We start from the raw sequence: 25,660 nt of genomic DNA on the forward strand, positions 1-25,660 counted from the left end.
AGGATCAAGGCAGGCGCCGCTTTCCCACCATCCCGCTCACACCTTGTTAAGATGCGTGGCTGGTCACGCCCTGCCGGTGCGCGGCCCCACGCCGCGGATTTTTCACCGATGCCGATATCGCTCTACAACAGCCTGACCCGACGCACCGAACCGTTCAGCCCGCTCGATCCCGACCGGGTGACCATGTATCTGTGCGGCCCGACCGTCTACAACTACGTGCACATCGGCAACGCCCGCGGCCCGGTGGTGTTCGACGTGCTGGCCCGGCTGCTGCGCCGGCATTACCCGCGAGTGGTCTATGCCCGCAACATCACCGACGTTGACGACAAGATCAACGCCGCCGCCCAGGCACAGGGCGTGGAGATCGGCACGATCACGGGGAAATTCACCCAGGCCTATCGCGAGGACATGGCTGGTCTCGGCATCGCCCCCCCCGATCTCGAGCCGCATGCAACCGCGCATATCCAGCCGATCATCGTGATGATCGAGCAGCTGATTGCCGGTGGCCATGCCTACGCGGCCGAAGGGCACGTGCTGTTCGACGTCAGTTCGTATGCGCCGTACGGCAACCTGTCCGGTCGCGATACCGAGGAGCTGATCGCCGGCGCGCGGGTCGAAGTGGCACCGTACAAGAAAAATCCGGCCGACTTCGTGTTGTGGAAGCCCTCGACACCCGAGCTGCCGGGCTGGGACAGCCCGTGGGGCCTCGGCCGCCCCGGCTGGCACATCGAATGCTCGGCGATGAGCGCGGCGCATCTGGGCGAGACCATCGATATCCATGCTGGCGGCATCGACCTGCTGTTTCCGCACCACGAAAACGAGGTCGCCCAGTCCACCTGCGCCCACGGCGGCAAGGTCTTCGCGCGCTGGTGGATGCACAACGGCATGCTGACCTTCGACGGTCGCAAGATGTCCAAGTCGCTGGGCAACGTGCTGCTGGTGCACGAATTGCTGCAATCGCACCCGCCCGAAGCGCTGCGCCTGCGCCTGCTGAGCGGTCACTACCGGCAGCCGCTGGACTGGTCCGGCGGCGCCATCCAGCAAGCCGTGAGCACGCTGGACGGCTGGTATCGCGTGCTGCGCGACCTGGCCCACGTCGAACTGCCGGCCGGCGATCTGCCGATTCCCGAGCGGGTCGAGCAGGCCCTGTGCGACGATCTCAATACGCCACAGGCACTGGCCGAGCTGTCCGTGCTGGCCGATGCCGCGCGTCAGTCGGGCAGTGCCGAGGCGAAGGCCGCGCTGCTCGGGGGAGGCGCCCTGCTCGGCCTGCTGCAACAGGATGCGGAGGCCTGGTTCAAACGTGGCGAGAGCGCGGTCGACGAGGCACGCATCGAAGATCTGCTGCAGCAACGCCGTGCCGCCCGCGCCGCCCGCGATTTTGCCCGCGCCGATGCGATCCGCGACGAGCTCACCGCCATGGGTATCGCGATCGAGGATGGTGCCCAGGGCACGCGCTGGAGCGTGCTGCAAAGCTGAGCGGCGTTCGTGCGCGTTCGTTAAATCGGTCCGCTCGGGCGATAATGGCCGGCATGAACACACCCGTCACAACCAGCATCGAGCAGGCGCAGCAGGATATCGCCGAGGAATTCGCCTTTTTCGGCGACTGGACCGAGCGCTACCAGTACCTGATCGATCTCGGCAAGCAGCTGCCGCCGTTTCCCGAAGCAGGCAAGACCGAGGCATATCGCGTGCACGGCTGCCAGTCGATGGTCTGGCTGGTCCCTACCGGCGATGCGGAAAAAATGCATTTCGAGGCGATCAGCGACTCGGCCATCGTCTCCGGCCTGATCGCCCTCGTGCTGCGGGTGTATTCGGATCGTTCCGCACGGGAAATCGTCGCCACCGAGCCGCGCTTCATCGCCACGATCGGCCTGGCCAAGCACCTGTCGCCGACCCGGTCCAACGGCTTGGCCGCCATGCTGGCGAAGTTGAAGGGTTACGCGGCACGGGCCCTGGAAGACACCGCGACGAAGGCAGGGCGGCAGGCGTAACGAGGCGGCGCCCCGGGAACCCGCACCGCCCTAACCGGGGCTCTTGCCGCCCGCCTCGCGTGCACGGCCCGCGACTCCGAAAAGACGAAACCCCGCACGCGGCGGGGTTTCGTCGACTGGCACTGGCCAACGGCCGAAATCAGTCGCCCATCTGCTTCTGCAGATGCTCACGACGTTCCTGCGCATCCAGCGACAGCGTCGCGATCGGGCGCGCATCCAGCCGGTCGATGCCGATCTCCTCATCGGTCTCCTCGCAGAAACCGTAACTGCCTTCCTCGATCCGGCGCAGGGCCTTGTCGATCTTGGAGATCAGCTTGCGGTAACGATCGCGGGTACGCAGTTCCAGCGAGTTTTCGGTTTCACGCGTGGCGCGCTCGGCTTCGTCGCCGACGTCGCGCACTTCATCGCGCAGGTTGTCCATGGTCTGGCGCGACTCTTCCACCAACTGGTCGCGCCAATCGCGCAGCTTGTTGCGGAAGTAGGCCAGGTGCTGCGGATTCATGTACTCCTCGTCGTTCGAGGGGCGATATCCCTTGGGCAACGTGATCGTGCTGGTGGAAGGCAATGCGTAGCGCCCGTCTTCACGGGTGACACCGTTATCGAGTTTTTTTGTAGCGAGTTTATTCATTGAGGACGACGAATTTTTCTGATTTGCGTGAGGGGGAGCATGACGCGCAGCGGCCGGAGCTGCCTGCGGTGTCACCATGGCGGTTGCACTCGCTACCTTGCCCTTGAAGAGCCTGCTGGCGGGTGACGGGGATACGCTTTTGACTACCGGTGCCGGTGCCGGCTTGGCAACTGGCTTGGTGGAGACCTTGGCCGGCTTCGCCGGTTTCGCCGGCTTGCTCGGTTTGCTGCTCGGTTTTGTCACCGGTTTGACGGCCTGTTTCGCCACCGGCTTGGCCGACTTGACCACTTTCTTGCTGGGGGCCGGCTTGGCCTGGGGCTTCGCTGCCGGCTTACCGCTCTTGATCTTGCTGTTCCCGACGGCGACCTTCTTCGGCGCCGGCTTCTTCGCCGCGACCTTCTTTGCCACGGGCTTCTTTGCTACCGGCTTCTTGACCGCCGGCTTCTTGACCGCCGGCTTTTTCACTGCCGGCTTCTTGACCACGGCTTTCTTCGCGACCACCTTCCTGACTGCAGGACTGGCCTTCTTCGGCTGCGGTTTGGCAGCTGCCTTCCGGACCACCGGCTTGCTGGCGGCCTTCTTGCTGGCTACGACCTTCTTCGCCACCGCCTTGCTGGCTGGCTTGGCTGCGGCTCGACTGGTCTTTGCGGGTGCCTTGCTGGCGTTCTTCACGATCCGTCCCTTTGTGGCAGCTGTTTTCGACGTGCCGGCCCTGGCGGCGTGCGCCCTGGCCGCAGTCTTGCCCTTCTGCGCCTTGGCGGCGTTGGAACTACCTGTAGTTTTCGCCATATCCCTTCACCGTGGTTGGCCATGACGGCCGGGTGTTATATCCCATGTGTTCTACACCAGCAAGCCCGCTTCTGGAATACTTGTACCACTACATGCTGCAAGCCGCTCCGGCAACGTGAATGCCCTGACCCGATTGATACTGTGGTTGCTCCGTTTGTACAAGCGCTGGATCAGCCCACTGCTGGCCCCGAGTTGCCGCTTCCACCCCAGTTGCTCTGATTATGCACGGATTGCCGTCACCCGCTTCGGCCCGTGGCGCGGCAGCCTGCTGGCCGGTTGGCGGCTGCTGCGTTGCCAGCCCCTGTGTACCGGCGGCGAAGATCCGGTGCCTGAACGGATCCATTTCCCTCGCTGTCGCTGTCCAGGAGATTCCACCGATGCCGACTGACTGGCTGATCAAGAACGCCGAACTCGTCAACGAGGGCCGCCGTTTCCACGCTGACCTGCGCGTGAAGGACGGCCGGATCGAGGCGATCGCCGGCGACCTGGATGGCCGCTCCGGCGAACAGGTGATCGACGCCAGCGGCCTGTGGCTGCTGCCGGGCATGATCGACGACCAGGTGCACTTCCGCGAACCGGGCATGCCCTACAAGGCCGATACGCTGCACGAATCGCGTGCCTGCGTGGCCGGTGGCATCACCAGCTTCATGGACATGCCGAATACCCGGCCACCGACGCTCGATCGTGATGCGCTGGAGGCGAAGTACGCACACGCCGCGATCGGCTCGGTGGTCAACTACGCCTATTACATGGGCGCCAGCAACGACAATCTGCAGGCGATCCGCGCGATCGACCCGCGCACCACGCCAGGCGTGAAGGTGTTCATGGGCGCCTCCACCGGCAACATGCTGGTGGACGACCCGGAAACCCTGGACGGCATCTTCCGCGAATGCCCCACCCCGATCATCACGCATTGCGAAGACACCCCGATGATCGATGCATTGCATGCACTGGCGCGCGAGAAGTACGGTGAGGACATCCCGCCCCGCGAGCACCCGCTGATCCGCTCGCGCGAGGCCTGCCTCAAGTCGACCCGGCTGGCCATCGCGCTGGCGCGCAAGCACGGCACCCGGCTGCATGTGCTGCACATCACCACGGCCGACGAGCTGGCGCTGTTCCAGCCCGGCCCGATCAAGGGCAAGCAGATCACTGCCGAAACCTGTGTGCATTTCCTGCATTTCGACGATCGCGACTACGAACGACTCGGCTTCCTGATCAAGTGCAATCCCGCCATCAAGACCGCCGCCGACCGCGAGGCGATCATCCTGGCGCTGGCCGACGGTCGCATCGATGTGCTGGCGACCGACCATGCACCGCACCTGCTGGGCGAAAAGGCGCAGAAATACGACCAGGCGCCATCCGGCCTGCCGCTGGTGCAGTTCGCGCTGCAGGCCGCGCTGCAGCGGGTGTTCGAGGGCAAGCTGACGCTGGAACGGGTGGTCGAGGCGGTGACCCACGCACCGGCCACGTTGTTCGGCGTGAAGCAGCGCGGCTTCCTGCGCGAAGGCTATGCCGCCGATCTGGTGCTGGTCGACCCGAACAAGCCGCATACCGTGACCCGCGGCGAAGTGCTGTCCAAATGCGGCTGGTCGCCGTTCGAGGGTGAAACCTTCCACAGCTCGATCGCCAGCACCTTCGTCAACGGCCAGCGTGTCTGGGACGGCAACAGGATCGACGACAGCGTGCGCGGCCAGCGACTGGCATTCGACCGCTGAGTGGCGGCGCGCGGGGCGCGCACGGTGCAGGAGACCGCTGAATACTCCGCGAGCCGTCACCCCTGACGGCACGAGATCCCAGGGAAGGCCGCGTTACGAAGTCGAGCCGTAACCGCCTTCGACGCCCTTGCTGGCATAGGCCACCGCATCGTGCGGGTGCAGGCTTTCCTGGTGCTCGACGCGGATGTGGAAGTCGCTGAGCAGATCATCGGCATCCAGTGCCCGCTGGATACGCCGGGCCGCATCCTCGCAGAACATCAGGTTGCCACCATTGGCCAGTGCGAAGGCCTGTTCGTCCTCACGCTTCACCGCCGTCTGTACCGGCGTGCCCAGCGCGTGTTCGACCCGGTCGACCAGCCGGATCAAATCGAAACCGGCGCCCGCCACCGGGCGAATGCGCAGGCGCGCCACGCTGCGCTGTGCGTGCGGGGTGGCGACGATGCCCTGCTCGCTGCCCAGCCAGGCCAGTACCGCCGCCCGCTCGATCGGCTCGTCCGCATCGAAATCGTGGGCGAACTGATCCTGGATCAGCTGGCGCGACAGCGCCGCCGAGGCCGGGCACGTGGAGGAATAGATCACTTCGGTGCCGAATTCGAGCAAAAAGTCCTGGCCGGTCAGGCTGGCCTCGATGCATACCGGATAGGCGCGCCAGCCGCTGTGGGCGCTGCGCAGGGCCGGACGACGCACCAGATGCTCGAAATGGATGCTGAGGCAGGCGCGGTCGGCAAGGCCCTTGTGCGAATCGAGAAATCCGCGCAGCAGCGCGTGCAGCGAATCGGCGGTCAGCGTGCGGGTGCTCAACGCCTGCTCGACCTGCAGGTACAAGCGCGACATGTGGATGCCACGCTTGTCCGGCTGGTTCAGATTGACGAAGGCACCGACCCGGGCACTGGCGCGTTGCACCTCGCCGTCGCCGGCATCGAACAGCACCGGCACCTGGATATCGGCCATGCCGACCCAGTCCAGTGCGCCGGCCAGATGCGGCTGCGCGTGCACGGCCACATCGGGCAGCAAGCGCGCGGTATTTTCCTGATTCGACATACGGGATCCTGACATCGGCGAGCAAGTCGCCTCAAGGCACATCAATCTTGGGGCAAACGGCCTGCCGCACAATAGTGGCGTGGCGGAAACGCTGCGTCTTGCCCCGCGACCCGGGCGAAGCTCTGCATGGGTCGCCAGCCGTGCAACGCCACACTAGCGCCTCTGCCGCTGCCACGCACGCGCGGCCTGCCAGGCCTGCAGCGTGGTCGCCAGCCCCGAGCGCGGCTGGCCGGCCTGCAACGCGGCCAGCGCATCGCCGGCGACCGCGGCGCGCCGCGCCAGCCGACGACCATGATGCGACTCCAGGGCGCGAAACACGCTGAGCGGACCGGCCTGCGCATCGGCCTCGTCCCAGCTGGCCAGCAGGTCATCCAGTTGCGCCTTGACTGCCTGCTGGCGCGCGGCGCCGGACTGCCGCAGTTGCGCACGACTGAGGCCGTGGCGCGCCAGCCGCGCCATCGGCAAGGCCAGCCGATCGCGCTCGGCATCCTGCTCCAGCCGCAGCAGCGCAAACAGCAGGTGATTGAGCGTGGCGACCCGCGCGGCACGATCAGCCGACGCCTCGGCGCCGTACCACCAGGCGGTTTCCAGCGCGGCCAGGGCACCATGCAGCGGCATCGCCGCGGCCAGCTGCGCCGGGTAATCCGCTGCCGTGCCCTGCTCCAGTTGCGCCATCGCCGCCAGTACCGGCGCCAGCCAGCGCTCGGCAGGCAGGGCATGCGCACGCTCGTCGTCGAACAGCACCTGGGTCAGCGGATGACGGCCGCCGCTGGCAGCGGCACCGGAGAGCTCTTCCGCCCACCAGCCGAGCTTGGCCACCGCAACCTGCGGCTCGCGAATGCCGTAGGCGGCGCCGAGCAGCTCCTGCTCGAGTGCGGCCAGCGCCACGTGACCGGGGTAACGGCGCCCGTCGACGAAGACCAGCGCGACGCGCTGCTGCGGTTGCACTGCCAGCCACTTGTCGATGAAGCCCTGCAACACCGCACTCTGTTCGACCAGCTCGATCATGCGACGACCGGTTGCAGTTGCAGCAGCGCGGCCAGCGCGGCCGGATGATCGAGTACCGCGTCGGCACCCCAGGCATGCGGATCGCCACCGTCCAGATAGCCCCAGCTCACGGCCACCGTGTACAACCCGGCGGCCGCACCGGCCTCCACGTCGCGCCGGTCGTCGCCCACGAACAGGCAGTGCGCGGGACTGATCCCGGCGCGCTCGCAGGCCAGCAGGACCGGTGCCGGATCGGGCTTTTTCACCGCCAGGGTATCGCCGCACACCACCGCGCTGGCGCGGTCCGCCCAGCCGATGCGGCCAAGCAGTTCGTCGGTCAGGAAGCCCGCCTTGTTGGTCACGATGCCCCAGCGCAGGCCCGCGGCCTCGATCCGTGCCAACAGGTCATCGATGCCGTCGAACGCGGTCGTCTGCTGCGCCATCACGTCCTGATACAACTCCAGGTAACGCGGGACCAGCGATTCCAGTGCCGGCTCGCCGCGCCCGGCGAACGCGTGGCGCAGCACCGCCCGCGCACCACGGGACACCAGTTCGCGCACCGGCGCATACGGTGGCGGTGGCACTCCCTCTTCCGCACACTGAATGACCAGAGCGGCGTACAGGTCCGGGGCACTGTCGAGCAGCGTGCCGTCCAGATCGAACAGCACACCCTGGATATCGGAGGGAAGCGGGTTCATAGGGGTTTGCTGGCGCTGAGGACGTAGTTGACCGCCGTGATCCTGCTCAGCCAGGCCTTGCGATTGAGCGGGTTGTAGGCCAGCCCGCTGACGTCTTCCAGCTCCAGTCCCGCATGGCGCAGCAGCCGGGCCAGTTCGGACGGCTTCAGGAACTGCGCATAGTGATGGGTACCCCGTGGCAGCATGCGCATCACGTACTCGGCACCGACGATGGCCGCGCCAAATGCGGCCGGGGTCCGGTTGATGGTGGACATGAACAGGCGCCCGCCGGGCTTCAGCATCGCCGCCAGATCGTCGACCAGTGCCGCCGGGTCGGGCACATGCTCGATCAATTCCATGCAGCACACCACATCGAAGCCGGCCGGTTCAGCGGCGGCGAGATCGGCCGAGGACTGGACGCGGTAGTCGACATCGAGGCCCGACTCGTACAGGTGCAGCTTCGCGATCTCGATCACCTTTTCGCCGAGGTCGATCCCGGTGACCCGGGCACCGGCCCGCGCCAGCGCCTCGCTCAGCAGGCCGCCGCCGCAGCCCACGTCGGCCACCCGGGCCTCGCGCAGATCGACGCGCGCCGCGATGTAGGCCGCGCGCACCGGGTTGAGATCGTGCAGCGGGCGCGACTCGCCGTCAGGATCCCACCAGCGTGCCGCCAGGCTGTCGAAGCGGGCAATCTCTTCCGGGCTCACGTTGGCGCCGGGCTGGGGTGCTGTGTGCATCGTCGAATCCTCGAGGGCCACCATGGAGTTTAATGCGCCTGCCATTCGTACACCGTGATATCCCAGCCGCCGCTGACGTGCGCGGGGTCGGCGTGCGCGATCGCCGTCGCTTCGGCCAGGTCCGCCGCGCGCAGCAGATAGGCACCACCGGATTTGTCGCCGAACGGGCCGGCCATCTCGAGTCTGCCATGCTCGCGCAACCCGTCGAGAAAGGCCTGGTGCCGCGGCACCACGGCCAGGTCGAACTGGGCTCGGCGCATGGCCAGGATCAGGTAACGCTTCATCGTATCGTCCCGCCTCAGGACTCGGCGATGCGTTCGCGCCAGGCGCGCGTACGGCCCAGCATCGCCGCCGTATCGATGCCGATCAGTTCGCGTGCGGCCAGCTTGCGCCGGCCGGCGATCCATACGTCGCTGACCTGATGGCGGCCGCAGGCATAAACCAGCTGCGACAGCACGTGGAACAGCGGCTGCGTTTCCAGGTCGCTCAGCCTTATCGCGGCAAGATCGGCCTGCTTGCCGACCTCGATCGAGCCGATCTTCGCTTCCAGCCCGATCGCCCTGGCACCGTTGAGCGTGGCGGCCCGCAGTGCGGACGCCGCGTCGAACGCCGCGGCGTCCTGCGCCACGGCCTTGGCCAGCTGTGCGGCGGTACGCATCTCGCCGAACATGTCCAGATCGTTGTTGGAGGCACAGCCGTCGGTGCCGATCGCCAGGTTGACCCCGGCCAGACGGAACTTCTCGGCCGGACAGAAACCGGAGGCCAGCTTGAGATTGGACTCCGGACAGTGCACCACCGACACGCCGGCACTGGCGCAGGCGGCGATTTCGCCGTCGGTGACCTGGGTCATGTGCACGGCGATCAGGCGATCGTTGACCAGCCCCAGCTTCTGCAGGCGCTGGAACGGACGCAGGCCGCTCTTCTTCTTCTCTTCCTCGATCTCATGCGCGGTTTCGTGGGTATGCAGATGCACCGGGATATCGAGCTGGTCGGACAGCATGCGGATGCGCTCGAAGCTCTCGTCCGACACCGTGTACGGCGCGTGTGGGGCGAACGCGGTGCTGATCAGCGCATCACCGATGAAGCTGTCGTGCACTTCGCCGGCGCGCTCGAAATACTCGTCCTGGCTCTTCGCCCAGGCCGTCGGAAAGTCGATCACCGGCAAGCCCACCACCGCGCGGAAGCCGAGCTTGCGATAGGTCGCACCGATCACGTCGGGAAAGAAGTAGTTCTCGTTGGCGCAGGTGGTACCGCCACGCAGCATCTCGGCCACCGCCAGCTCCACCCCGTCGCGCACGAACTCCGGTCCGATCACCTTCGCCTCGGCCGGCCAGATGTGCTGCTGCAGCCACACCATCAGCGGCAGGTCGTCGGCCAGGCCGCGCAGCAGGGTCATCGGGTTGTGCGTATGGCTGTTGATCAGGCCGGGGATCAGCACGTGCTCGCTCAACTGGACGAGCTCACGCGGCGCGTACGCGGTGCGCGCCTCGGCGATCGGCAGCAACGCGACGATGCGATCGTGCTGCACCACCACCGCATGATCCTCCAGCACCACCGCATGCGGCTCGACCGGCACGACCCAGCGGGCCTCGATCATCAGGTCCACGGGTGTCATCTGGCTCATCCTGTCCTCGCTCCATGCTGATGCTGTATACGGCATGGGGCGGCACACCTCGCGGCGCCCGCCCCATCCTGCTGTCCCCGGCCACGCCGGGCCGACCTGCTGCGCTGACGTGAGTCCGGCTCACGCACCACGCTTACTTGCCGACGCGGCTGTCGTACTCGCCCGTGCGGGTGTCGACCTTGATGATTTCGTCCTGATTGACGAACAGCGGCACGCGCACCACCGCACCGGTTTCCAGCGTGGCCGGCTTGCCGCCACCGCCCGAGGTATCCCCGCGCACGCCCGGATCGGTCTCGACGATCTTCAGCTCGACGAACTTCGGCGGCTGCACGGCGATGATACCGCCGTTGAACAGGGTGACGACGCACTCCTCCTCACCCTTGAGCCACTTCCAGGCATCGCCCATCGCGGCCAGCGATGCGGTCGCCATCTCGAACGTCTCCATGTTCATGAAGTTCCAGACGCGGTCCTTGCCAATGCCGTCGATGAACGAAAGTTGCATGTCGGTATCGGTGGCATCGGCCTCCTCGAACGAGTCGCTGGACTTCAGCGTCTGCTCGGTGGTGCGGCCGTCCTTCAGGTTGCGGATGCGGATACGGGTGAACGCCTGCCCTTTGCCGGGCTTGACGAAGTCCGCCTCGACGATGATCCACGGATCACCGTTATGAAGGATCTTCTTGCCCGTTTTGACGTCGTTGAGGCCAAGGGTCGCCATGCGCTATCTGCTCCGGAGTCAATTTCGCCCGAGGGGCGGCTAAAATGGATATCTGTCACGGGCTTTATCGCCCGCATCAAGGCCCATCATGATAACCGCAAGCCCCCATCTCCGCCTATCGTCGCCCGTGCCCGACTGGCGCGCGCTTTGGCGCGATGCCATCACCGACGCCGGTGAGTTGCTGCATGCGGTGGGGCTGGGCGAGCTCGCCGACCGGCTGCCGCCGGGCGATGCCGGCTTCGCCTTGCGGGTCCCGCGTGGATTCGTGGCGCGCATGCGTCGCAACGATCGGAACGACCCGCTCCTGCTGCAGGTGCTGCCGCAACTGGCCGAGCTCGAGGAGGTACCGGGTTTCGTCATCGACGCCGTGGGTGACATGGGTTCACGCGCCGCCCAGGGCGTGCTGCACAAGTACCAGGGCCGCGCCCTGCTGGTCGCCAGCGGCAGCTGTGCCATCAACTGCCGCTACTGCTTCCGGCGGCACTTTCCCTATGGCGACGAGATGGCGGCGGCCGGTCAATGGCGGCAGGCGCTGGAACATCTGCGCCAGGACGATTCGATCAGCGAGCTGATCCTCTCCGGTGGCGATCCGCTGGCGCTGGCCACCGGTAAACTGGAGGAGCTGAGCCGGGGCCTGGCCGAACTTCCCCACGTCACCCGCCTGCGCATCCACAGCCGACTGCCGGTGGTATTGCCCGAGCGGATCGACACGGCATTGCTGGCATGGCTGGCGGAATTGCCGCTGCAGAAGGTGATGGTGCTGCATGCCAATCACGCCAACGAGATCGATGCCGGGGTCGATGCCGCCTGCGCGGCGCTGCGCGAGGCCGGGGTCACCCTGCTCAACCAGTCCGTGCTGCTGCGGGGGATCAATGACGACGCCGGGACGCTGGCGGAACTGTCCGAACGGCTGTTCGCCGCCGGGGTCCTGCCGTACTACCTGCATCAACTCGATCGGGTCCGGGGTACCGCGCATTTCGAGGTCGACGACTCCGGCGCACTGGCCCTGATGGATACCCTGCGCGCCCGGCTGCCGGGCTATCTGGTACCCAAGCTGGTCCGCGAGGTGGCCGGGGATGCCTCCAAGCGGCCGCTGTGACCGGGGCAACCGCCGCCATTGTGCGGTTTTCGCTGGCGGCCCGTGGCGGAATCCGTTACAAACACTGTTGACAAGCGATCATGCCCACCGACCGCCCGCGGTGATCAACGGACAGCCCAAGGCCCCATGAAAAAAGACTACGTCATCAAGATCCTTTTCATAGAGAACTCGCTTGAAGAGGCGGAACAGATCATCAGCCTGCTGCGCAACAACGGCATCGCCGTTAGGCCGGCGCGCGCCACCAACGTCGAGCAGGTGCGGACCGCGGTGAACGAGCTGGAACCGGACGTGGTGATGTTCGACCCTGCGGTCACCAGCATCACGCTGGATGAGGCAATGACGGTACTCGATGTCTACAGCCGCGATTATTCGCTGCTGGGCCTGACCAACACGATGGACACGAAGATCCTGGCCGAGCTGTTCGAGGGCGGCGTGCGCGGCATCGCGATCCGCAGCCACCCGAAGCAGCTGATCGCGGTGCTGCAGCGCGAGTTCGAATCGTTGCAGACACGCCGTCTGGCCCGCCGCCTGGAAACCGCACTGCGGGAATCGGAGCGGCGCTGCGATGCCTTGCTGGACTCCTCCACCGATGCGATCGCCTACGTCCATGAAGGCATGCACGTGCGGGCCAACCAGGCTTACCTGGACACCTTCGGTTACGAAAGTTTCGACGACCTGCTCGGCCTGCCGGTGCTGGACATGATCGACGCCGCCAATGCGGACGAATTGAAGTCGGTGCTCAAGGGGCAGGCGCGCCAGGGGAAGTCGCCACAGCTCAACCTGCGCGCGCGACGTGCCGACGGCAGCCACTTCGACGCCACGGTGGAATTCGCCCCGGCCACGTTCGAAGGCGAGCCGTGCCTGCAGATCGTGTTCCGCCGGCAGCTGGTCGACCCGGCCGTGCTGGAACAGTTGCAGCGCGACCCGGTCACCGGGTTGTTCAATCGCGCCCGCATGCTGGAATGTGTCGATGACGCCGTGACCGCGGCGGCCAAGGGCAAGAAAGGCCAGTCGTTGCTGCTGATCGAACCGGACAACTGGGCCACGCTGGTGGCCGGCATCGGGCTGGGCAAGGCCGACGAGCTGATGGCCGGCTTTGCCGACCGGATCCGCATGCTGCTGGGTACCGACGATGTCGCCGGCATGCTCGCCGAACATACGCTTGGCGTGGTGCTGGACTCGCGTCCGGACGAGGCGATCAGGGAATGGATCGCCAAGCTGCAGCAGAGTGTCAGCAGCGAAATCTTCGACGCCGGCACTCGTTCCATCACGGTCACCACGAGCGTCGGCGGCAGCCTGCTTGGCGAAAAGAATGCGAATGCCGAACTGCTGCTCAACCAGGCCAGCCACGCCCTGCGTACCGCGCAGAGCCTCGGCGGCAGCCAGGTGGAACTGCATGACCCGGCGGCGCGCGAAAAGGCCGACGAGGAACGCGATCGCTTCTGGCTGGAGCTGCTGCAGCAGGCGCTGACGAACGATGGCCTGGTGCTCTATCACCAGCAGACCATCAGCCTGCAGGATGCCGAAGGTGACTACTCGGAAATCCTGCTGCGCATGAACGGGCCACAGGGAGAGGTATTGCCCGGCTTCTTCATGCCGATCGCCGAAAAGCACAACCTCACCGGTGCGATCGACCGATGGGTGCTCGACAAGGCCATCAGCGCACTGCAGGAGAGGGATACCCAGGGGCAGCAGACCACCTTCTTCATCAAACTCACCGCCGCCTCGCTGCAGGACGACACCCTGTTGCCCTGGCTGGATGCACGACTCAAGCGCGCGGCTCTGAAGCGCGGCCATCTCGTGCTGGAGATGACCGAGAGCAAGGTCATGACCCTGCTGCGCCCGGCGCAGGAGTTCGTCAATGGATGGAAGAAGCTGGGCGGCCGTTTCGCGCTGGAACAGTTCGGCTCCGGCCTCAACTCGTTCCAGCTGCTCAATCACATCGACGCGGACTATCTGAAGATCGACCGCAGCCACATGGCCGATCTGCCACAGCATCCCGACAGCCAGAAGAAGATCGCCGAGATCTGCCAGCAGGCGCATGAACTGAAACGCCAGACCATCGCCGAGTGGGTCGAGGACGCCACCAGCACATCGTTGCTGTTTGCCTGCGGGGTCGACTTCGTGCAGGGCAATTTCCTGCAGCCGCCGCAAAGGCTGGATTGAGTCCGGCGGCGACCCGACGCATCGCGTCACCGACCAGCCCGACAGCAACGAAAAAACCCGCGGATCGCTCCGCGGGTTTTTTCATGCGACCGCTACGGAGTGGATTACTCGGCGGCGGAGGCTGCAGCGGCTGCCTTGGCGTTGGCCTTGGCAGTAGCCGCGGCGGCGATATCTTCCTTGATGCGTGCGGCCTTGCCTTCCAGACCGCGCAGGTAATACAGCTTGGCGCCGCGCACCTTGCCCTTGCGCTTCACCGTCACCGAATCGATCTGCTGGCTGTGCGCCTGGAACACGCGCTCCACGCCCGTGCCATGCGAGATCTTGCGCACCGTGAAGGCCGAATGCAGGCCGCGACTGCGCTTGGCGATGACGATGCCCTCGAACGCCTGCACGCGCTCGCGATTGCCTTCCTTCACCTTGACGTTGACCACCACGGTGTCGCCGGGGCTGAAATCCGGCAGCTGGCGGGTGATCTGCTCGGATTCGAACTGTTCAATGATCTTGTTCATGGCGCACCTGTCGGTTCACTTAAGCGATGTCAATCATGGCTGCGGTCATCACTCGACCGCATCGTCTTGTCGCGACGGCTCTTCTCGAGCCTGCCCTTGCGAGGCATGTTCGCGGCGGAATTCATCCAGCAATGCACGGGACTTCGCATCCAGCACACGCTGTGACAACAAATCCGGTCGTCGCAACCAGGTCCGTCCCAGCGACTGCTTCAGGCGCCAGCGGGCGATCGCCGCATGGTCACCGGAGAGCAACACTGCCGGCACGGTACCCAGTGCGTCCTGCACCGGTCTTGCATAATGCGGACAATCCAGCAGGCCATCCGAAAATGAATCCTGCTCGGCCGACTGCGCGTCATTCAACGCGCCGTCCTGCAAGCGCCCCACTGCGTCGATGATCACCGCAGCGGCCAGTTCGCCACCGGACAGCACATAATCGCCGATGGAAAGCTCCTCGTCGACCTCGTGCGCCAGCAGGCGCTCATCCACACCTTCGTAACGCCCGCAGAGCAGAGCGATTCGCGGCAATTTCGCCAGCGCTTCCACCCTGCCCTGCGTCAGCCGCGCTCCCTGCGGACTGAGGTAAATCACGTGCGCCGGTTCTGGCGCCGCGTCACGCATCGCCGCCAGGGCTGCACGCAACGGTTCAATCATCATCACCATGCCCGGACCGCCGCCATACGAGCTGCTGTCCACGCTGCGGTGCCTGTCGCTGCTGTAGTCGCGCGGATTCCAGGTTTCCACCTGCAGCAACTCGCGTTGCTGCGCGCGTCCCACTACACCGACCGCGGCGCACTGGCGCACGAAGTCGGGAAACAGGCTGACGACATCGATGCGCATGATCCGCGTTCCTCAAGTCCCGCTACCCGGCGACGTCAGAATTCAGGATCCCAGTCCACCACCATGCGCCCTGCGGACAAGTCCACCGAACGCACATACGAACCCTGGACGAAAGGAATCAGCCGCTCGCGCTCGCCGTCCCTCACCACCACGACATCGTTGGCACCGGTGGCGAACAGGTGACTGACCCGCCCCAGCAACACATCTTCCGTGGTGACAACCTCGAGTCCTTCGAGATCGACCCAGTAATACTCATTCTCCGCCGGAGGAGGCAGCTGCTCACGGGCGACATAGATGTCGGTACCGATCAGCGCGGCTGCCTGCTCGCGGTCGTCCACACCGGGCAGCTGGGCCACCATGCCCTTGCCTTGCGTACGACCCTTCACTCCGCTGATCTGCGTCTCCGCACCCGGCGCTGCACTGAGCAGCCAAGGCTGGTAGTCGAAGATCCGCATGCGTGGCTCGGCCCAGGATTCGATCTTGAGCCAGCCCTGCACGCCATACAGCCCGACGATGCGCCCGATCGGGACGCGCCGACCGGCTGCCGTCATGTTCAGGCGGCCTGCTGCAGCTTGCCGGCTTCCTTGACCAGGGCGGCGACCTTGTCGGTCAGCTGCGCACCCTTGCCCACCCATTCCTTGACGCGCTCGACATTCAGCTCAAGGCGCTTGTCCTTGCCCGATGCGACCGGATTGTAATAACCGACGTTCTCGATGTTGCGGCCGTCGCGCTTGCTGCGCTGATCGGTCACGACAACGTGGTAGAACGGACGGCCCTTTGCGCCACCGCGCGAAAGACGAATCTTGACCATGGTAAAACTCCAGAATTGCCGAACCAGCGGCAGGCACACGCGAGTCGTGCGCGGTAAACGGGGCATTTTAGCGGGTTTTCGGGAAAAGGGAAGGCCTGACGGTGAGAAGTGGGTGGAAAGGAGTGAGAAACGAGAATGGAGCGTCAGACCCGCATTCTCTCGTTTCTCACTCCTCCCCACTCGTTTCTCGCACTTCTAGCGCATCGGCGGCAGGCCGCCCATCCCGCCCATGCCCTTCATGGCCCCGCGCATCTGCCGCATCAGGCCCTTGCTGCCACCCTTTGACAGCTTGGACATCATCTTTTCCATCTGCATGTACTGCTTGAGCACCCGATTGACGTCGGCCGGCTGGGTACCGGAACCCCGAGCCACCCGGGCACGGCGCGAGCCGTTGAGCAGATCCGGATGGCGACGTTCCTTCTTGGTCATCGAACTGATGATCGCGATCATCCGCTTCATCTCGCCGTCGTTGACCTTGGACTTCACGCTGTCCGGCAGGTTGGAAACGCCCGGAAGCTTGTCCATCAGACCGGCCAGGCCGCCCATGTTGCCCATCTGCTCCAGCTGGTCCTTCATGTCGTTCAGGTCGAAGCGCTTGCCCTTCATCACCTTCTGGGCGAGCTTCTGCGCCTTGTCCTGGTCGACCTTGCGTTCGACTTCCTCGACCAGCGACAGCACGTCGCCCATGCCGAGGATGCGCTGGGCCAGGCGATCGGGATGGAACGGCTCCAGCGCGTCGCTTTTCTCGCCCGCGCCGAGGAACTTGATCGGCTTGCCGGTCACGTAGCGTACGGACAGCGCCGCGCCGCCACGGGCATCGCCATCGGTCTTGGTCAGGATCACGCCGGTCAGCGGCAGCGCCTCGTTGAATGCCTTGGCCGTGTTGGCGGCATCCTGACCGGTCATGGAATCGACCACGAACAGGGTTTCGATCGGCGTGATCGCGGCATGCAGGGCCTTGATCTCGGCCATCATCGCCTCGTCCACGTGCAGGCGGCCCGCGGTATCCACGATCAGCACATCGATCACTTCACGCCTGGCCGCCGCCACCGCCGCCCTGGCGATGGCCACCGGATCCTGGCCCGCCTCGGACGGGAAGAACTTCACCCCGACCTGCTCGGCCAGGGTGCGCAACTGTTCGATCGCCGCCGGACGATAGACGTCGCAGCTGACCACCATCACCCGCTTCTTCTTGCGCTCGGTGAGCAACCGCGCCAGCTTGGCCACCGTCGTGGTCTTGCCGGCACCCTGCAGGCCGGCCATCAGCACCACGGCCGGTGGCTGCTGGGCCAGGTTCAATTCGGTGTTGGCGGTACCCATCACCACGGTCAGCTCGTCGCTGACCACCTTGACCAGCGCCTGGCCGGGCGACAGGCTCTTGACCACTTCCTGGCCGACCGCGCGGACCTTGATCCGCTGGATCAGCGCCTGCACCACGGGCAGCGCGACATCCGCCTCCAGCAGCGCGATGCGTACCTCGCGCAGGGCTTCGCGGATGTTCTCCTCGGTCAGCCGGCCGCGGCCGCGCAGACGATTGACGGTGGTGGAAAGACGTTGGCTGAGCGACTCGAACATGGCGAAACCGGCATACAGGAAAGGAGCCGATTATAGCGGACGCGATGATCGGCTTCGCATGCACGCCGGCAAGGGCCTGTGCGACACTGCACCGCTATGGCCATTCACCTCCTTGCCTCGCTCGCTATCGTGCTTTATCTCGTTGCTGCCGGGGGATTGGCACGCCCCCTGCTGAGTGGCGGCCAGCCGTTGAACCGGCTCGCCCTGAGCCTCGCCGGCGGCGCGGTGCTGATCCATGCCGGGATCCTGCTGGGCATGCATCGCGGCGCACTGGACCTGCATTTTTTCGCTGCACTGTCGCTGGTCGCCTTCGTGGTCTCGGTGCTGACCTTGCTGGTGAACCTCTCGCGCCCGGTCGCCGCCCTGGGCGTGATCGTGTTCCCGCTGACCGCCCTGTTGATCGCGGTCGACAGCTTCCTGGCGCCACCGACACTGCCGCAGCCCATGGACTGGCAGATCAAGCTGCACGTCACCGTGGCCCTGATCGCCTTCGGCGTGCTGTCGATCGCCGCCGCGCTGGCGATCCTGCTGGCCGTGCAGGAACGCGCGCTGCGCCATCGTCAGTTCGGCCCCTGGCTGCGGGCGCTGCCGCCGCTGACGCTGACCGAGACGCTGCTGTTCCGCCTGATCGGCGCGGGCTTCGCCCTGCTCACACTGACCCTGCTTACCGGGGCGCTGTTTGTCGACAATCTGTTTGGCCAGCACCTGGCCCACAAGACGATCCTGTCGATCGTGGCATGGCTGGTCTTCGGCATACTGCTTTATGGCCGGTGGCGCCACGGCTGGCGCGGCCAGCGTGCGGTCAACCTGACCCTGATCGGCATGGCCGTGTTGTTGCTCGCGTTCTTCGGCACCAAGGCAGCGCTGGAACTGGTACTGCATCGGGGCATGTAAGCCGCGCCTCGCACGCCTGCCCGGCGTCCCGAACCGACAGCCCGCGCGTTACCATCTGCCCGATCTCCCATCGTGATGGTGTCCCATGCAACTGATTGGCATGCTCGATTCCCCGTTCGTGCGGCGCGCCGCCATCTCGCTGCACATGCTGGGCATTCCGTTCGAGCACCGCTCGCTGTCGGTATTCAGCGACTTCGAGACGTTCCGCCAGATCAATCCGCTGGTGAAGGCACCCACGCTGGTCTGCGACGATGGCATGCAATTGATCGATTCCAGCCTGATCATCGACTACGCCGAGTCCATCGTGGCACCGGAACAGCGCCTGATGCCGACCGAACCGGTGCAACGACGCGTCGCCCTGCGACTGATCGGGCTGGCGCTGCTGGTTGCGGAGAAATCCGTGCAGATCGTCTACGAACGCAAGCGCCCGGATGAACTGCGCTACGGTCCCTGGCTGCAGCGCGTGGGTACCCAGCTGGAGGCGGCCGGCGCGATGCTGGATCGGGAAGTCGGTGAAATCGCCACCACCTGGCTGCACGGCGAACAGCCAGGCCAGGCGGACATCACGACCGCGGTAGCCTGGGGTTTTGCCCGGCTGGTCCAGCCGGAGCTGATCACGGCAGAGGATTACCCTGCCCTCGCCAGCCTCGCCGCCCGAGCCGAACGCTTGCCGGCGTTCCAGGCATGTCCGCTGCCGAACGGATAAGTCCCCTCAGCGGCAGGCATCGATCGCTTCGGACAAGCGCTCCACCCCGATCACTTCCAGTTCGCCGATCCTGCCCTTCTTCGGCGCGTTCGCCTTCGGCACGATCGCGCGCCTGAAGCCGTGCGTGGCCGCCTCCTTCAGCCGCTCCTCGCCATTCGGCACCGGCCGGATCTCGCCGGAAAGGCCGACCTCGCCGAACGCGATGGTCTGCTCGGGCAATGGCCGGTCGCGCAGACTGGAGAGCACCGCCAGCAGCACCGGCAGATCCGCCGCGGTTTCCTGCACGCGGATGCCGCCGACCACGTTGACGAACACGTCCTGATCGTAGGCCGCCACGCCGCCATGCCGATGCAGCACCGCCAGCAGCATGGCCAGCCGGTTCTGTTCCAGTCCCAGGGTGACGCGGCGCGGGTTGCCCAGCGAGGACTGGTCGACCAGCGCCTGCACCTCCACCAGCAGCGGCCGGGTGCCCTCGCGGGTCACCATCACCACGCTGCCGGAGGTCGGCCCGCTGTGCGCGGACAGGAAGATCGCCGACGGATTGGGCACCTCGCGCAGTCCCTTGTCGGACATCGCGAACACGCCCAGCTCGTTGACCGCGCCGAAGCGGTTCTTGAACGCGCGCAGCACCCGGAACCGGCTGCCGGACTCGCCCTCGAAATACAGCACGGCATCGACCATGTGCTCGAGCACACGCGGCCCGGCAATGCCGCCGTCCTTGGTGACGTGCCCGACCAGGAACACCGAGGTGCCGGTTTCCTTGGCGAAGCGGGTCAGCTTGGCCGCCGACTCGCGCACCTGGCTGACCGACCCCGGCGCCGCGCTGAGCAGCTCGGTCCAGATCGTCTGGATCGAATCGATCACCAGCACCCGCGGCCGCGTCGCCATCGCCTGCTCGAGGATCCGTTCTATGCAGGTTTCCGCCAGGGCCTGCAGCGGCTCCAGCGACAGCCCCAGACGCTGCGCCCGCGAAGCGACCTGCGACAGCGATTCCTCGCCGGTGACGTACACGCTGGGCAGCTGCAACCCCAGCGTCCCCAGCACCTGCAGCAGCAAGGTGGACTTGCCGATGCCGGGATCCCCGCCGATCAGCACCACCGAGCCCTGCACCAGGCCGCCACCGAGCACGCGATCCAGTTCGCCGATCCCGGTCAGGGTGCGCGCCTCGGTGGTCATCGCCACGGCGGTCAGCGGCGTGATCCGCGCCGAGCCGGCCGCCTGGCCGGCATAACTGGAACGCTGCGCGCCGACGGATGCCGCCGCCGCGGTGGCCGGCATCAACACGATCGCACTGAGCGTATTCCACACCCCGCACTCGACGCACTGCCCCTGCCACTTGTTGTGCTCGGCGCCGCACTCGGTGCAGACATAGGCGGTCTTGGCTTTGGCCATGCGGGTTTCCGGCTGGGATAAAGAGGTGGCGGCAAGCTTAGCCCGCGATCATCGCAAACCGCGAGACGCCCTGCCGCGGAAAGCAGTCAGCTTTCGTCCTCGACGAACAGCACCCGTCGGGTCATGCCGCAGGTGAGGTCGTAGGAGATCGTGCCGGCCTGCGCGGCGATGGTTTCCACCGGCAGTCCGGCGCCCCACAGCACGACCCGGTCACCGATCTTCGCCGCGGGCGCCGTGCGCAGGTCGAGCGTGATCAGGTCCATCGAGACCCGGCCGATCAGCGGAACGCGCTGCTCGCCGATCAGCACCGGGGTACCGGCAGCCGCGCTGCGCGGATAACCGTCACCATAACCCACCGCCGCCACGCCGACCGGCATGTCTTCGGGACAGGTCCAGGTGCCGTTGTAGCCGATGCGCTCGCCCTTGCCGATCCGGTTGATCGCAATCAGCTGGGTACTCAGCGTCATCGCCGGGCGAAAGCCGAAATCGGCGCCGCTGCGGCCATCAACCACCGACAGACCGTACAGCAGGCCGCCACTGCGCACCCAGTCCCCGCGCGCGGCGGGCCAACCGAGCACGGCGGCGGAATTGGACAACGAACGCGGCCCCACGAACAGGCCGGTCGCCTCGGTGAAACGGGCGATCTGGGCGGGGGTCTGCTCGCCGTCGAACACTTCCGAATCGGAGAAGTGCGTGAGCAGGCCGATCTCCGGATCAATCCCCGCCATCGCCTGCAGTTGCGCATGCACCGCCGCCACCCGCTCCGGCGCGAAGCCGAGCCGATGCATGCCACTGTCGATCTTCAGCCACACCCGCAGGCGCCCCCGCGTCGGCGCCGCCTGCACCAGCCACTGCAACTGAGCTTCATGATGGATTGTCGCTTCCAGCTGCAGCCGCTGCATCTCGGCGATGTCATGCGCATTGTCCGGGCCGGACAGCACCACGATGCGCTGCCGATGTCCCGCCGCCCGCAGGCGCAGGCCATCGCCCAGCGCGGCCACCGCGAATGCCTCGGCCTCGCCGTCCAGCGCACGGGCCACGCGCTCCAGCCCGTGGCCGTAGGCGTCGGCCTTGACCACGGCCATCACCCGCGCCGGCGCCGCCAGCTGCTTGAGCCGCGCCAGGTTATGGCGCAGCGCGCCCAGATGGATGGTGGCGACGGTGGTGCGGCTCATGGCAGACCGGGATCCGGGATCAGTCGAACGAACCGACGAACGAATCCGGCGCGTAGTTCACGAACTGGGTGTAATGGCCAAGGAAGGTGAGCTTGCAGGTGTCGGTGGGGCCGTTGCGCTGCTTGCCGATGATGATCTCGGCGATGCCCTTGTCCGGCGATTCCTTGTTGTAGTACTCGTCGCGGTAGATGAACATGATCACGTCGGCGTCCTGCTCGATCGCGCCGGACTCGCGCAGGTCGGACATCATCGGACGCTTGTCGGCACGCTGCTCCAGCGAGCGGTTCAACTGCGACAGGGCGATCACCGGCACGTGCAACTCCTTGGCGAGGCCCTTCAGTGAACGTGAAATTTCTGAAATTTCGGTGGCGCGATTCTCCTTGTTGCCGGGCACCTGCATCAGCTGCAGGTAATCGATCACGATCAGGCCCAGTCCGCCGTGCTCCCGGTGCAGTCGGCGCGCACGCGAACGCAGCTCCACCGGCGACAGGCTGGGCGTGTCGTCGATGAAGATCTTGGCTTCGGAAAGAAGCGCGATGGCATTGGAGACGCGGGGCCAGTCCTCCTCCTCCAGCGTGCCGTTGCGCAGATGCTGCTGATGGATCCTGCCGACCGAGGAGATCAGGCGGAAGGCCAGCTGCGAGGACGACATTTCCATCGAGAAGACCACTACCGCCTTCTTGCCACCCAGCGCGGCTGCCTCGGCGATGTTCAGCGCGAATGCGGTTTTTCCCATCGACGGACGCGCCGCCACGATGATCAGATCCGAGGGCTGCAGGCCGGAGGTGAGGGCATCCAGGTCGGTGAATCCCGTGCTGACGCCGGTGAGCTGGCCGCGGTTCTCATAGCGCTCGGTAAGCAGCCGGAACGCGTCCTTCACCGCTTCGCGCATCGAGACGGAATCCTTCTTGCCGCGCGCACCGGATTCGGCGATGTGGAACACGCGCTGCTCGGCGCTTTCCAGCACCTCCTGCACGCTCTTGCCTTCGGGACGATAGCCGTCCTCGGTAATCGAGGTGCCCGCATCGATCAACTGACGCATCACCGATTTCTCGCGCACGATCTCGCCATAGGCGGCGATGTTGGCGGCGCTGGGCGTGCTGTTGGCCAGCTCGATCAGGTAACCGGCGCCGCCGACCATCTCGGCCAGTCCGTTGCTGTCGAACCAGTCGCCCAGGGTCACCGCGTCGCACGGCATGCCCTTGTTCGCCAGCTCGTTGATCGCGCGCCAGATCAGCCGGTGATCCTTGCGATAGAAGTCCTGCTCGGCCAGCCGGTCGGCGACCTTGTCCAGTGCATCCGGCGCCAGCATCAGGCCGCCCAGCACCGCCTGTTCGGCATCGATGGAATGCGGCGGCACACGCAGCGCCTCGATGGCCGGGGAGGAGGATTTGCGTTCGGGCACGAAGGACATCGACTTACCTCGGGGAGGATTCCCTCAGTGAAAACGGGCAGCTCACCGACGTTGCGCGGGCGACTGCACTGACGACCATCATACGCGGCAGCATCTCAGCCGCCGAGACAATAACCCTGTGGATAAGCTGTGCGTTGATGGGGATAACTCACCTCTTCCCGCCACCCTTCCGGGGTCGAAAAACAGACGGGCGCCTCGCGGCGCCCGTCTGCATCCATCATCGAAGATGGCGTTTGCGGCTTACTTGTCGCCGACCACGATCACCTTGACGGTGGTGTGGACGTCGGCATGCAGGTGAATGGCCACGTCGTACTCGCCGGTGTTGCGAAGCGGGCCTTCGCCCAGGATCACTTCCACCTTGTTGACGGTGTGACCGGCCGCAGCCAGCGCTTCGGCAATGTCACGCGGGCCGACCGAGCCGAACAGCTTGCCTTCGGCACTGGCGTGCGCGCTGATGGTCACCGAAGCATCGGCCAGCTTGGCCTTGCGCGACTCGGCGTCGGCCAGCAGGCTGTCGGCCTTCGCCTCGTACTCGGCACGGCGTTGTTCGAACGCAGCCAGGTTGGCGGCGTTGACGCGCACGGCCTTGCCCTGCGGCAGCAGGTAGTTGCGGCCGTAACCCGGCTTCACGTCGACCTTGTCGCCGAGCGTGCCCAGATTGCGGACTTTCTGCAGAAGAATGAGTTCCATGATGGTTCCTGTTCGTTAGCACCGGTGTGGCCCGGCGCAGCCAGAGGACGGTTGTCCGAAAGTATTGCTCCCTCTCCCCGTCGGGGAGAGGGCTGGGGTGAGGGGCCCAGGCTTGCGCTGGTGTCTGATCGAAGCGCGCATTGATCAAGTCCTGCGCGAGCACCCGCCCCTCATCTGCCCTGCGGGCATCTTCTCCCCGGCGGGGAGAAGAGCCTGTGGTCAGACGTCGTGGTTGTCGGTGTACGGCAGCAGCGACAGGAAGCGTGCGCGCTTGATCGCGGTGGCCAGCTGACGCTGATAGCGCGCCTTGGTACCGGTGATGCGGCTCGGCACGATCTTGCCGTTCTCGGTAACGTACTGACGCAGGGTGTTGAGATCCTTGTAGTCGATCTCCTTCACGTCTTCGGCAGTGAAGCGGCAGAACTTGCGGCGGCGGAAAAACTTGGACATGGTCTGGATTCCTATCAGTCGTCGCTGTCGCGATCGTTATCGCTGTCGTCACGGTCACGCCCACGCGGGCGGCCCTCGCCTTCGCCATCGCTGTCGTCATCACGGCGACGGGTGGACTTGGCATCGTCCTTTTCCTTCGACTTCAGGATGAAGGACGGCTCGGTGTCGGCTTCGTCACGACGCACGACCAGGTGGCGCAGCACGGCGTCGTTGAAGCGGAAACCCGACTCCAGCTCGTTCAGCGCGTTCTGGCTCACTTCGATATTGAGCATGACGTAGTGAGCCTTGGCCAGGTTCACGATCGGATAGGCCAGCTGGCGACGGCCCCAGTCTTCCAGGCGGTGGATCTTGCCACCGTCGGTCTCGATCAGCGCCTTGTAGCGCTCGATCATCGCCGGAACCTGCTCGCTCTGATCAGGATGGACCAGAAACACAACTTCGTAATGACGTAGCGTCATTGTGGGTTGACTCCTTGTGGATGCGGCCTTGCGGCCTCGCAGCCTCCCGCCGGTGCGGTGAGGCAAGTAGCTGTCGCCGCCCGGCAGGCGCAAACCTTGCGGAATGGGCCGGTCGGGCGTGGACAGAAGCGGAATTGTACGGCGCCTGCGGATGATCGCGCAAGTCATTGAAAATCAATGGCCCGCGGCAGGGCGGCTTCAGCTGATGGTGAAGCTCTCGCCGCAACCGCATTCGCCGGTGGCATTCGGGTTGTGGAACACGAAACTGGCGTTGAGGCCCTGACGCTGGAAGTCGATCACCGTGCCCTCCACCATCGCCAGACTCTTGTCGTTGACGATCAGCGGCAACCCGTCCACTTCGACCACCCGGTCGCCCTCGCCGATCGCCTCGGCCAGATCCACCACATAGGCAAATCCGGAACAGCCGGTGCGCCTGACCCCGAAACGCACACCGGCGGCAGCGGGCGTCGCTGCCAGAAAATGGCGCATGCGTTCATTCGCGGCGGGAGTGATGGTGATGCTCATGACGGTATATCCAACCTCGAAAGTGGCCCGAAGTGTCACAGCTCGGGCGACA

At 65.7% G+C, this 25,660-nt stretch carries 28 protein-coding genes; 8 read left to right on the forward strand and 20 right to left on the reverse strand.

The genetic code is table 11. The features are described from left to right. Positions 1–108 precede the first annotated feature (108 nt). Together cysS and ACFPPA_RS12075 are read left to right on the forward strand one after the other, a co-directional pair. Positions 109–1,479, forward strand: coding sequence for a cysteine--tRNA ligase (cysS, locus tag ACFPPA_RS12070; protein ID WP_377320168.1), 1,371 nt, complete (start codon positions 109–111; stop codon positions 1,477–1,479). Between the two features lie 44 nt (positions 1,480–1,523). Next, a complete protein-coding gene (locus ACFPPA_RS12075) occupies positions 1,524–1,994 on the forward strand; it encodes a SufE family protein (RefSeq protein WP_377320170.1) in 471 nt (156 codons plus the stop codon). Positions 1,995–2,133: 139 nt separating this feature from the next. Here the strand turns inward: ACFPPA_RS12075 and dksA are convergent, their stop codons facing one another. Then, complete coding sequence (gene dksA, locus ACFPPA_RS12080) at positions 2,134–3,411, reverse strand: RNA polymerase-binding protein DksA (RefSeq protein WP_377320172.1); 1,278 nt, start codon at positions 3,409–3,411, stop codon at positions 2,134–2,136. Between the two features lie 115 nt (positions 3,412–3,526). Here dksA and yidD point away from each other — a divergent pair, with 115 nt between their 5' ends. Further along, a complete protein-coding gene (gene yidD, locus ACFPPA_RS12085) occupies positions 3,527–3,799 on the forward strand; it encodes a membrane protein insertion efficiency factor YidD (RefSeq protein ID WP_377320174.1) in 273 nt (90 codons plus the stop codon). Next, the gene (locus ACFPPA_RS12090) at positions 3,789–5,126 is read left to right on the forward strand and encodes a dihydroorotase (RefSeq protein ID WP_377320176.1); all 1,338 of its coding nucleotides are present in this window, start codon (positions 3,789–3,791) and stop codon (positions 5,124–5,126) included. Before yidD ends, ACFPPA_RS12090 begins: the two co-directional genes overlap by 11 nt. Positions 5,127–5,219: 93 nt before the next feature. Here ACFPPA_RS12090 and folE2 read toward each other — a convergent pair whose 3' ends face one another. From folE2 to efp, 7 genes are all read right to left on the reverse strand, one after another. After that, entirely contained in the window at positions 5,220–6,167 is a 948-nt protein-coding gene (gene folE2, locus ACFPPA_RS12095) for a GTP cyclohydrolase FolE2 (protein ID WP_377320178.1), read from the reverse strand. A 153-nt stretch (positions 6,168–6,320) separates the two neighbouring features. Then, entirely contained in the window at positions 6,321–7,175 is an 855-nt protein-coding gene (locus ACFPPA_RS12100) for an isoprenoid biosynthesis enzyme family protein (protein ID WP_377320180.1), read from the reverse strand. Then, a complete protein-coding gene (gene gph / locus ACFPPA_RS12105) occupies positions 7,172–7,852 on the reverse strand; it encodes a phosphoglycolate phosphatase (protein ID WP_377320182.1) in 681 nt (226 codons plus the stop codon). Before gph ends, ACFPPA_RS12100 begins: the two co-directional genes overlap by 4 nt. Next, on the reverse strand, positions 7,849–8,568 hold the full coding sequence (gene ubiG, locus ACFPPA_RS12110) for a bifunctional 2-polyprenyl-6-hydroxyphenol methylase/3-demethylubiquinol 3-O-methyltransferase UbiG (RefSeq protein ID WP_377320184.1): 720 nt from the start codon (positions 8,566–8,568) through the stop codon (positions 7,849–7,851). The genes gph and ubiG overlap by 4 nt, the downstream gene beginning before the upstream one ends. A 29-nt stretch (positions 8,569–8,597) precedes the next feature. Then, positions 8,598–8,852 carry a YciI family protein gene (locus ACFPPA_RS12115; RefSeq protein ID WP_377320186.1) on the reverse strand — a complete coding sequence of 85 codons (255 nt, stop codon included), beginning with the start codon at positions 8,850–8,852 and terminating at the stop codon, positions 8,598–8,600. 14 nt (positions 8,853–8,866) lie between these two features. Further along, the gene (locus ACFPPA_RS12120) at positions 8,867–10,192 is read right to left on the reverse strand and encodes a TRZ/ATZ family hydrolase (protein WP_377320188.1); all 1,326 of its coding nucleotides are present in this window, start codon (positions 10,190–10,192) and stop codon (positions 8,867–8,869) included. Between the two features lie 133 nt (positions 10,193–10,325). Continuing rightward, positions 10,326–10,907 (reverse strand): elongation factor P, encoded by a 582-nt coding sequence (gene efp, locus ACFPPA_RS12125; protein ID WP_377320190.1) that lies wholly within the window; start codon positions 10,905–10,907, stop codon positions 10,326–10,328. Between the two features lie 88 nt (positions 10,908–10,995). On the opposite strand from efp, the gene epmB reads away from it, so the two are divergent. After that, entirely contained in the window at positions 10,996–12,006 is a 1,011-nt protein-coding gene (gene epmB, locus ACFPPA_RS12130) for an EF-P beta-lysylation protein EpmB (protein WP_377320192.1), read from the forward strand. Between the two features lie 126 nt (positions 12,007–12,132). Beyond that, complete coding sequence (locus tag ACFPPA_RS12135) at positions 12,133–14,172, forward strand: EAL domain-containing response regulator (RefSeq protein ID WP_377320193.1); 2,040 nt, start codon at positions 12,133–12,135, stop codon at positions 14,170–14,172. 104 nt (positions 14,173–14,276) lie between these two features. Here ACFPPA_RS12135 and rplS read toward each other — a convergent pair whose 3' ends face one another. The 5 genes from rplS to ffh all read right to left on the reverse strand — a co-directional run bounded on the left by rplS (position 14,277) and on the right by ffh (position 17,904). After that, complete coding sequence (rplS, locus tag ACFPPA_RS12140) at positions 14,277–14,681, reverse strand: 50S ribosomal protein L19 (protein WP_377320195.1); 405 nt, start codon at positions 14,679–14,681, stop codon at positions 14,277–14,279. Between the two features lie 48 nt (positions 14,682–14,729). Further along, the gene (trmD, locus tag ACFPPA_RS12145) at positions 14,730–15,518 is read right to left on the reverse strand and encodes a tRNA (guanosine(37)-N1)-methyltransferase TrmD (RefSeq protein ID WP_377320197.1); all 789 of its coding nucleotides are present in this window, start codon (positions 15,516–15,518) and stop codon (positions 14,730–14,732) included. Between the two features lie 35 nt (positions 15,519–15,553). After that, on the reverse strand, positions 15,554–16,069 hold the full coding sequence (gene rimM / locus ACFPPA_RS12150) for a ribosome maturation factor RimM (RefSeq protein ID WP_377320199.1): 516 nt from the start codon (positions 16,067–16,069) through the stop codon (positions 15,554–15,556). 2 nt (positions 16,070–16,071) lie between these two features. After that, positions 16,072–16,329, reverse strand: a complete 258-nt coding sequence (rpsP, locus tag ACFPPA_RS12155) for a 30S ribosomal protein S16 (protein ID WP_377320201.1) — start codon at positions 16,327–16,329, stop codon at positions 16,072–16,074. 195 nt (positions 16,330–16,524) lie between these two features. After that, positions 16,525–17,904, reverse strand: a complete 1,380-nt coding sequence (gene ffh / locus ACFPPA_RS12160; protein ID WP_377320203.1) for a signal recognition particle protein — start codon at positions 17,902–17,904, stop codon at positions 16,525–16,527. A 96-nt stretch (positions 17,905–18,000) separates the two neighbouring features. Between ffh and ACFPPA_RS12165 the strand changes: the two genes are divergently transcribed. Both ACFPPA_RS12165 and ACFPPA_RS12170 read left to right on the forward strand, forming a co-directional pair. Next, the gene (locus ACFPPA_RS12165; protein ID WP_377320205.1) at positions 18,001–18,798 is read left to right on the forward strand and encodes a cytochrome C assembly family protein; all 798 of its coding nucleotides are present in this window, start codon (positions 18,001–18,003) and stop codon (positions 18,796–18,798) included. Positions 18,799–18,883: 85 nt separating this feature from the next. Beyond that, a complete protein-coding gene (locus ACFPPA_RS12170; protein WP_377320207.1) occupies positions 18,884–19,504 on the forward strand; it encodes a glutathione S-transferase family protein in 621 nt (206 codons plus the stop codon). 6 nt (positions 19,505–19,510) lie between these two features. Here ACFPPA_RS12170 and radA read toward each other — a convergent pair whose 3' ends face one another. The 7 genes from radA to ACFPPA_RS12205 all read right to left on the reverse strand — a co-directional run bounded on the left by radA (position 19,511) and on the right by ACFPPA_RS12205 (position 25,608). Further along, on the reverse strand, positions 19,511–20,896 hold the full coding sequence (gene radA, locus ACFPPA_RS12175) for a DNA repair protein RadA (protein ID WP_377320209.1): 1,386 nt from the start codon (positions 20,894–20,896) through the stop codon (positions 19,511–19,513). Between the two features lie 86 nt (positions 20,897–20,982). Then, on the reverse strand, positions 20,983–22,071 hold the full coding sequence (alr, locus tag ACFPPA_RS12180; RefSeq protein ID WP_377320211.1) for an alanine racemase: 1,089 nt from the start codon (positions 22,069–22,071) through the stop codon (positions 20,983–20,985). Positions 22,072–22,090: 19 nt separating this feature from the next. Further along, positions 22,091–23,485, reverse strand: a complete 1,395-nt coding sequence (locus tag ACFPPA_RS12185) for a replicative DNA helicase (protein WP_377320213.1) — start codon at positions 23,483–23,485, stop codon at positions 22,091–22,093. Between the two features lie 240 nt (positions 23,486–23,725). Next, on the reverse strand, positions 23,726–24,175 hold the full coding sequence (gene rplI, locus ACFPPA_RS12190; protein WP_377320215.1) for a 50S ribosomal protein L9: 450 nt from the start codon (positions 24,173–24,175) through the stop codon (positions 23,726–23,728). A gap of 219 nt (positions 24,176–24,394) precedes the next feature. Then, complete coding sequence (gene rpsR / locus ACFPPA_RS12195) at positions 24,395–24,625, reverse strand: 30S ribosomal protein S18 (protein ID WP_007081973.1); 231 nt, start codon at positions 24,623–24,625, stop codon at positions 24,395–24,397. 14 nt (positions 24,626–24,639) lie between these two features. Then, on the reverse strand, positions 24,640–25,083 hold the full coding sequence (rpsF, locus tag ACFPPA_RS12200; RefSeq protein ID WP_377320217.1) for a 30S ribosomal protein S6: 444 nt from the start codon (positions 25,081–25,083) through the stop codon (positions 24,640–24,642). 198 nt (positions 25,084–25,281) lie between these two features. Then, on the reverse strand, positions 25,282–25,608 hold the full coding sequence (locus ACFPPA_RS12205; protein ID WP_377320218.1) for a HesB/IscA family protein: 327 nt from the start codon (positions 25,606–25,608) through the stop codon (positions 25,282–25,284). Positions 25,609–25,660: the final 52 nt, after the last annotated feature.

The organism is Rhodanobacter ginsengisoli (assembly GCF_042657065.1).
Taxonomy (GTDB): Bacteria; Pseudomonadota; Gammaproteobacteria; order Xanthomonadales; family Rhodanobacteraceae; genus Rhodanobacter; species Rhodanobacter ginsengisoli.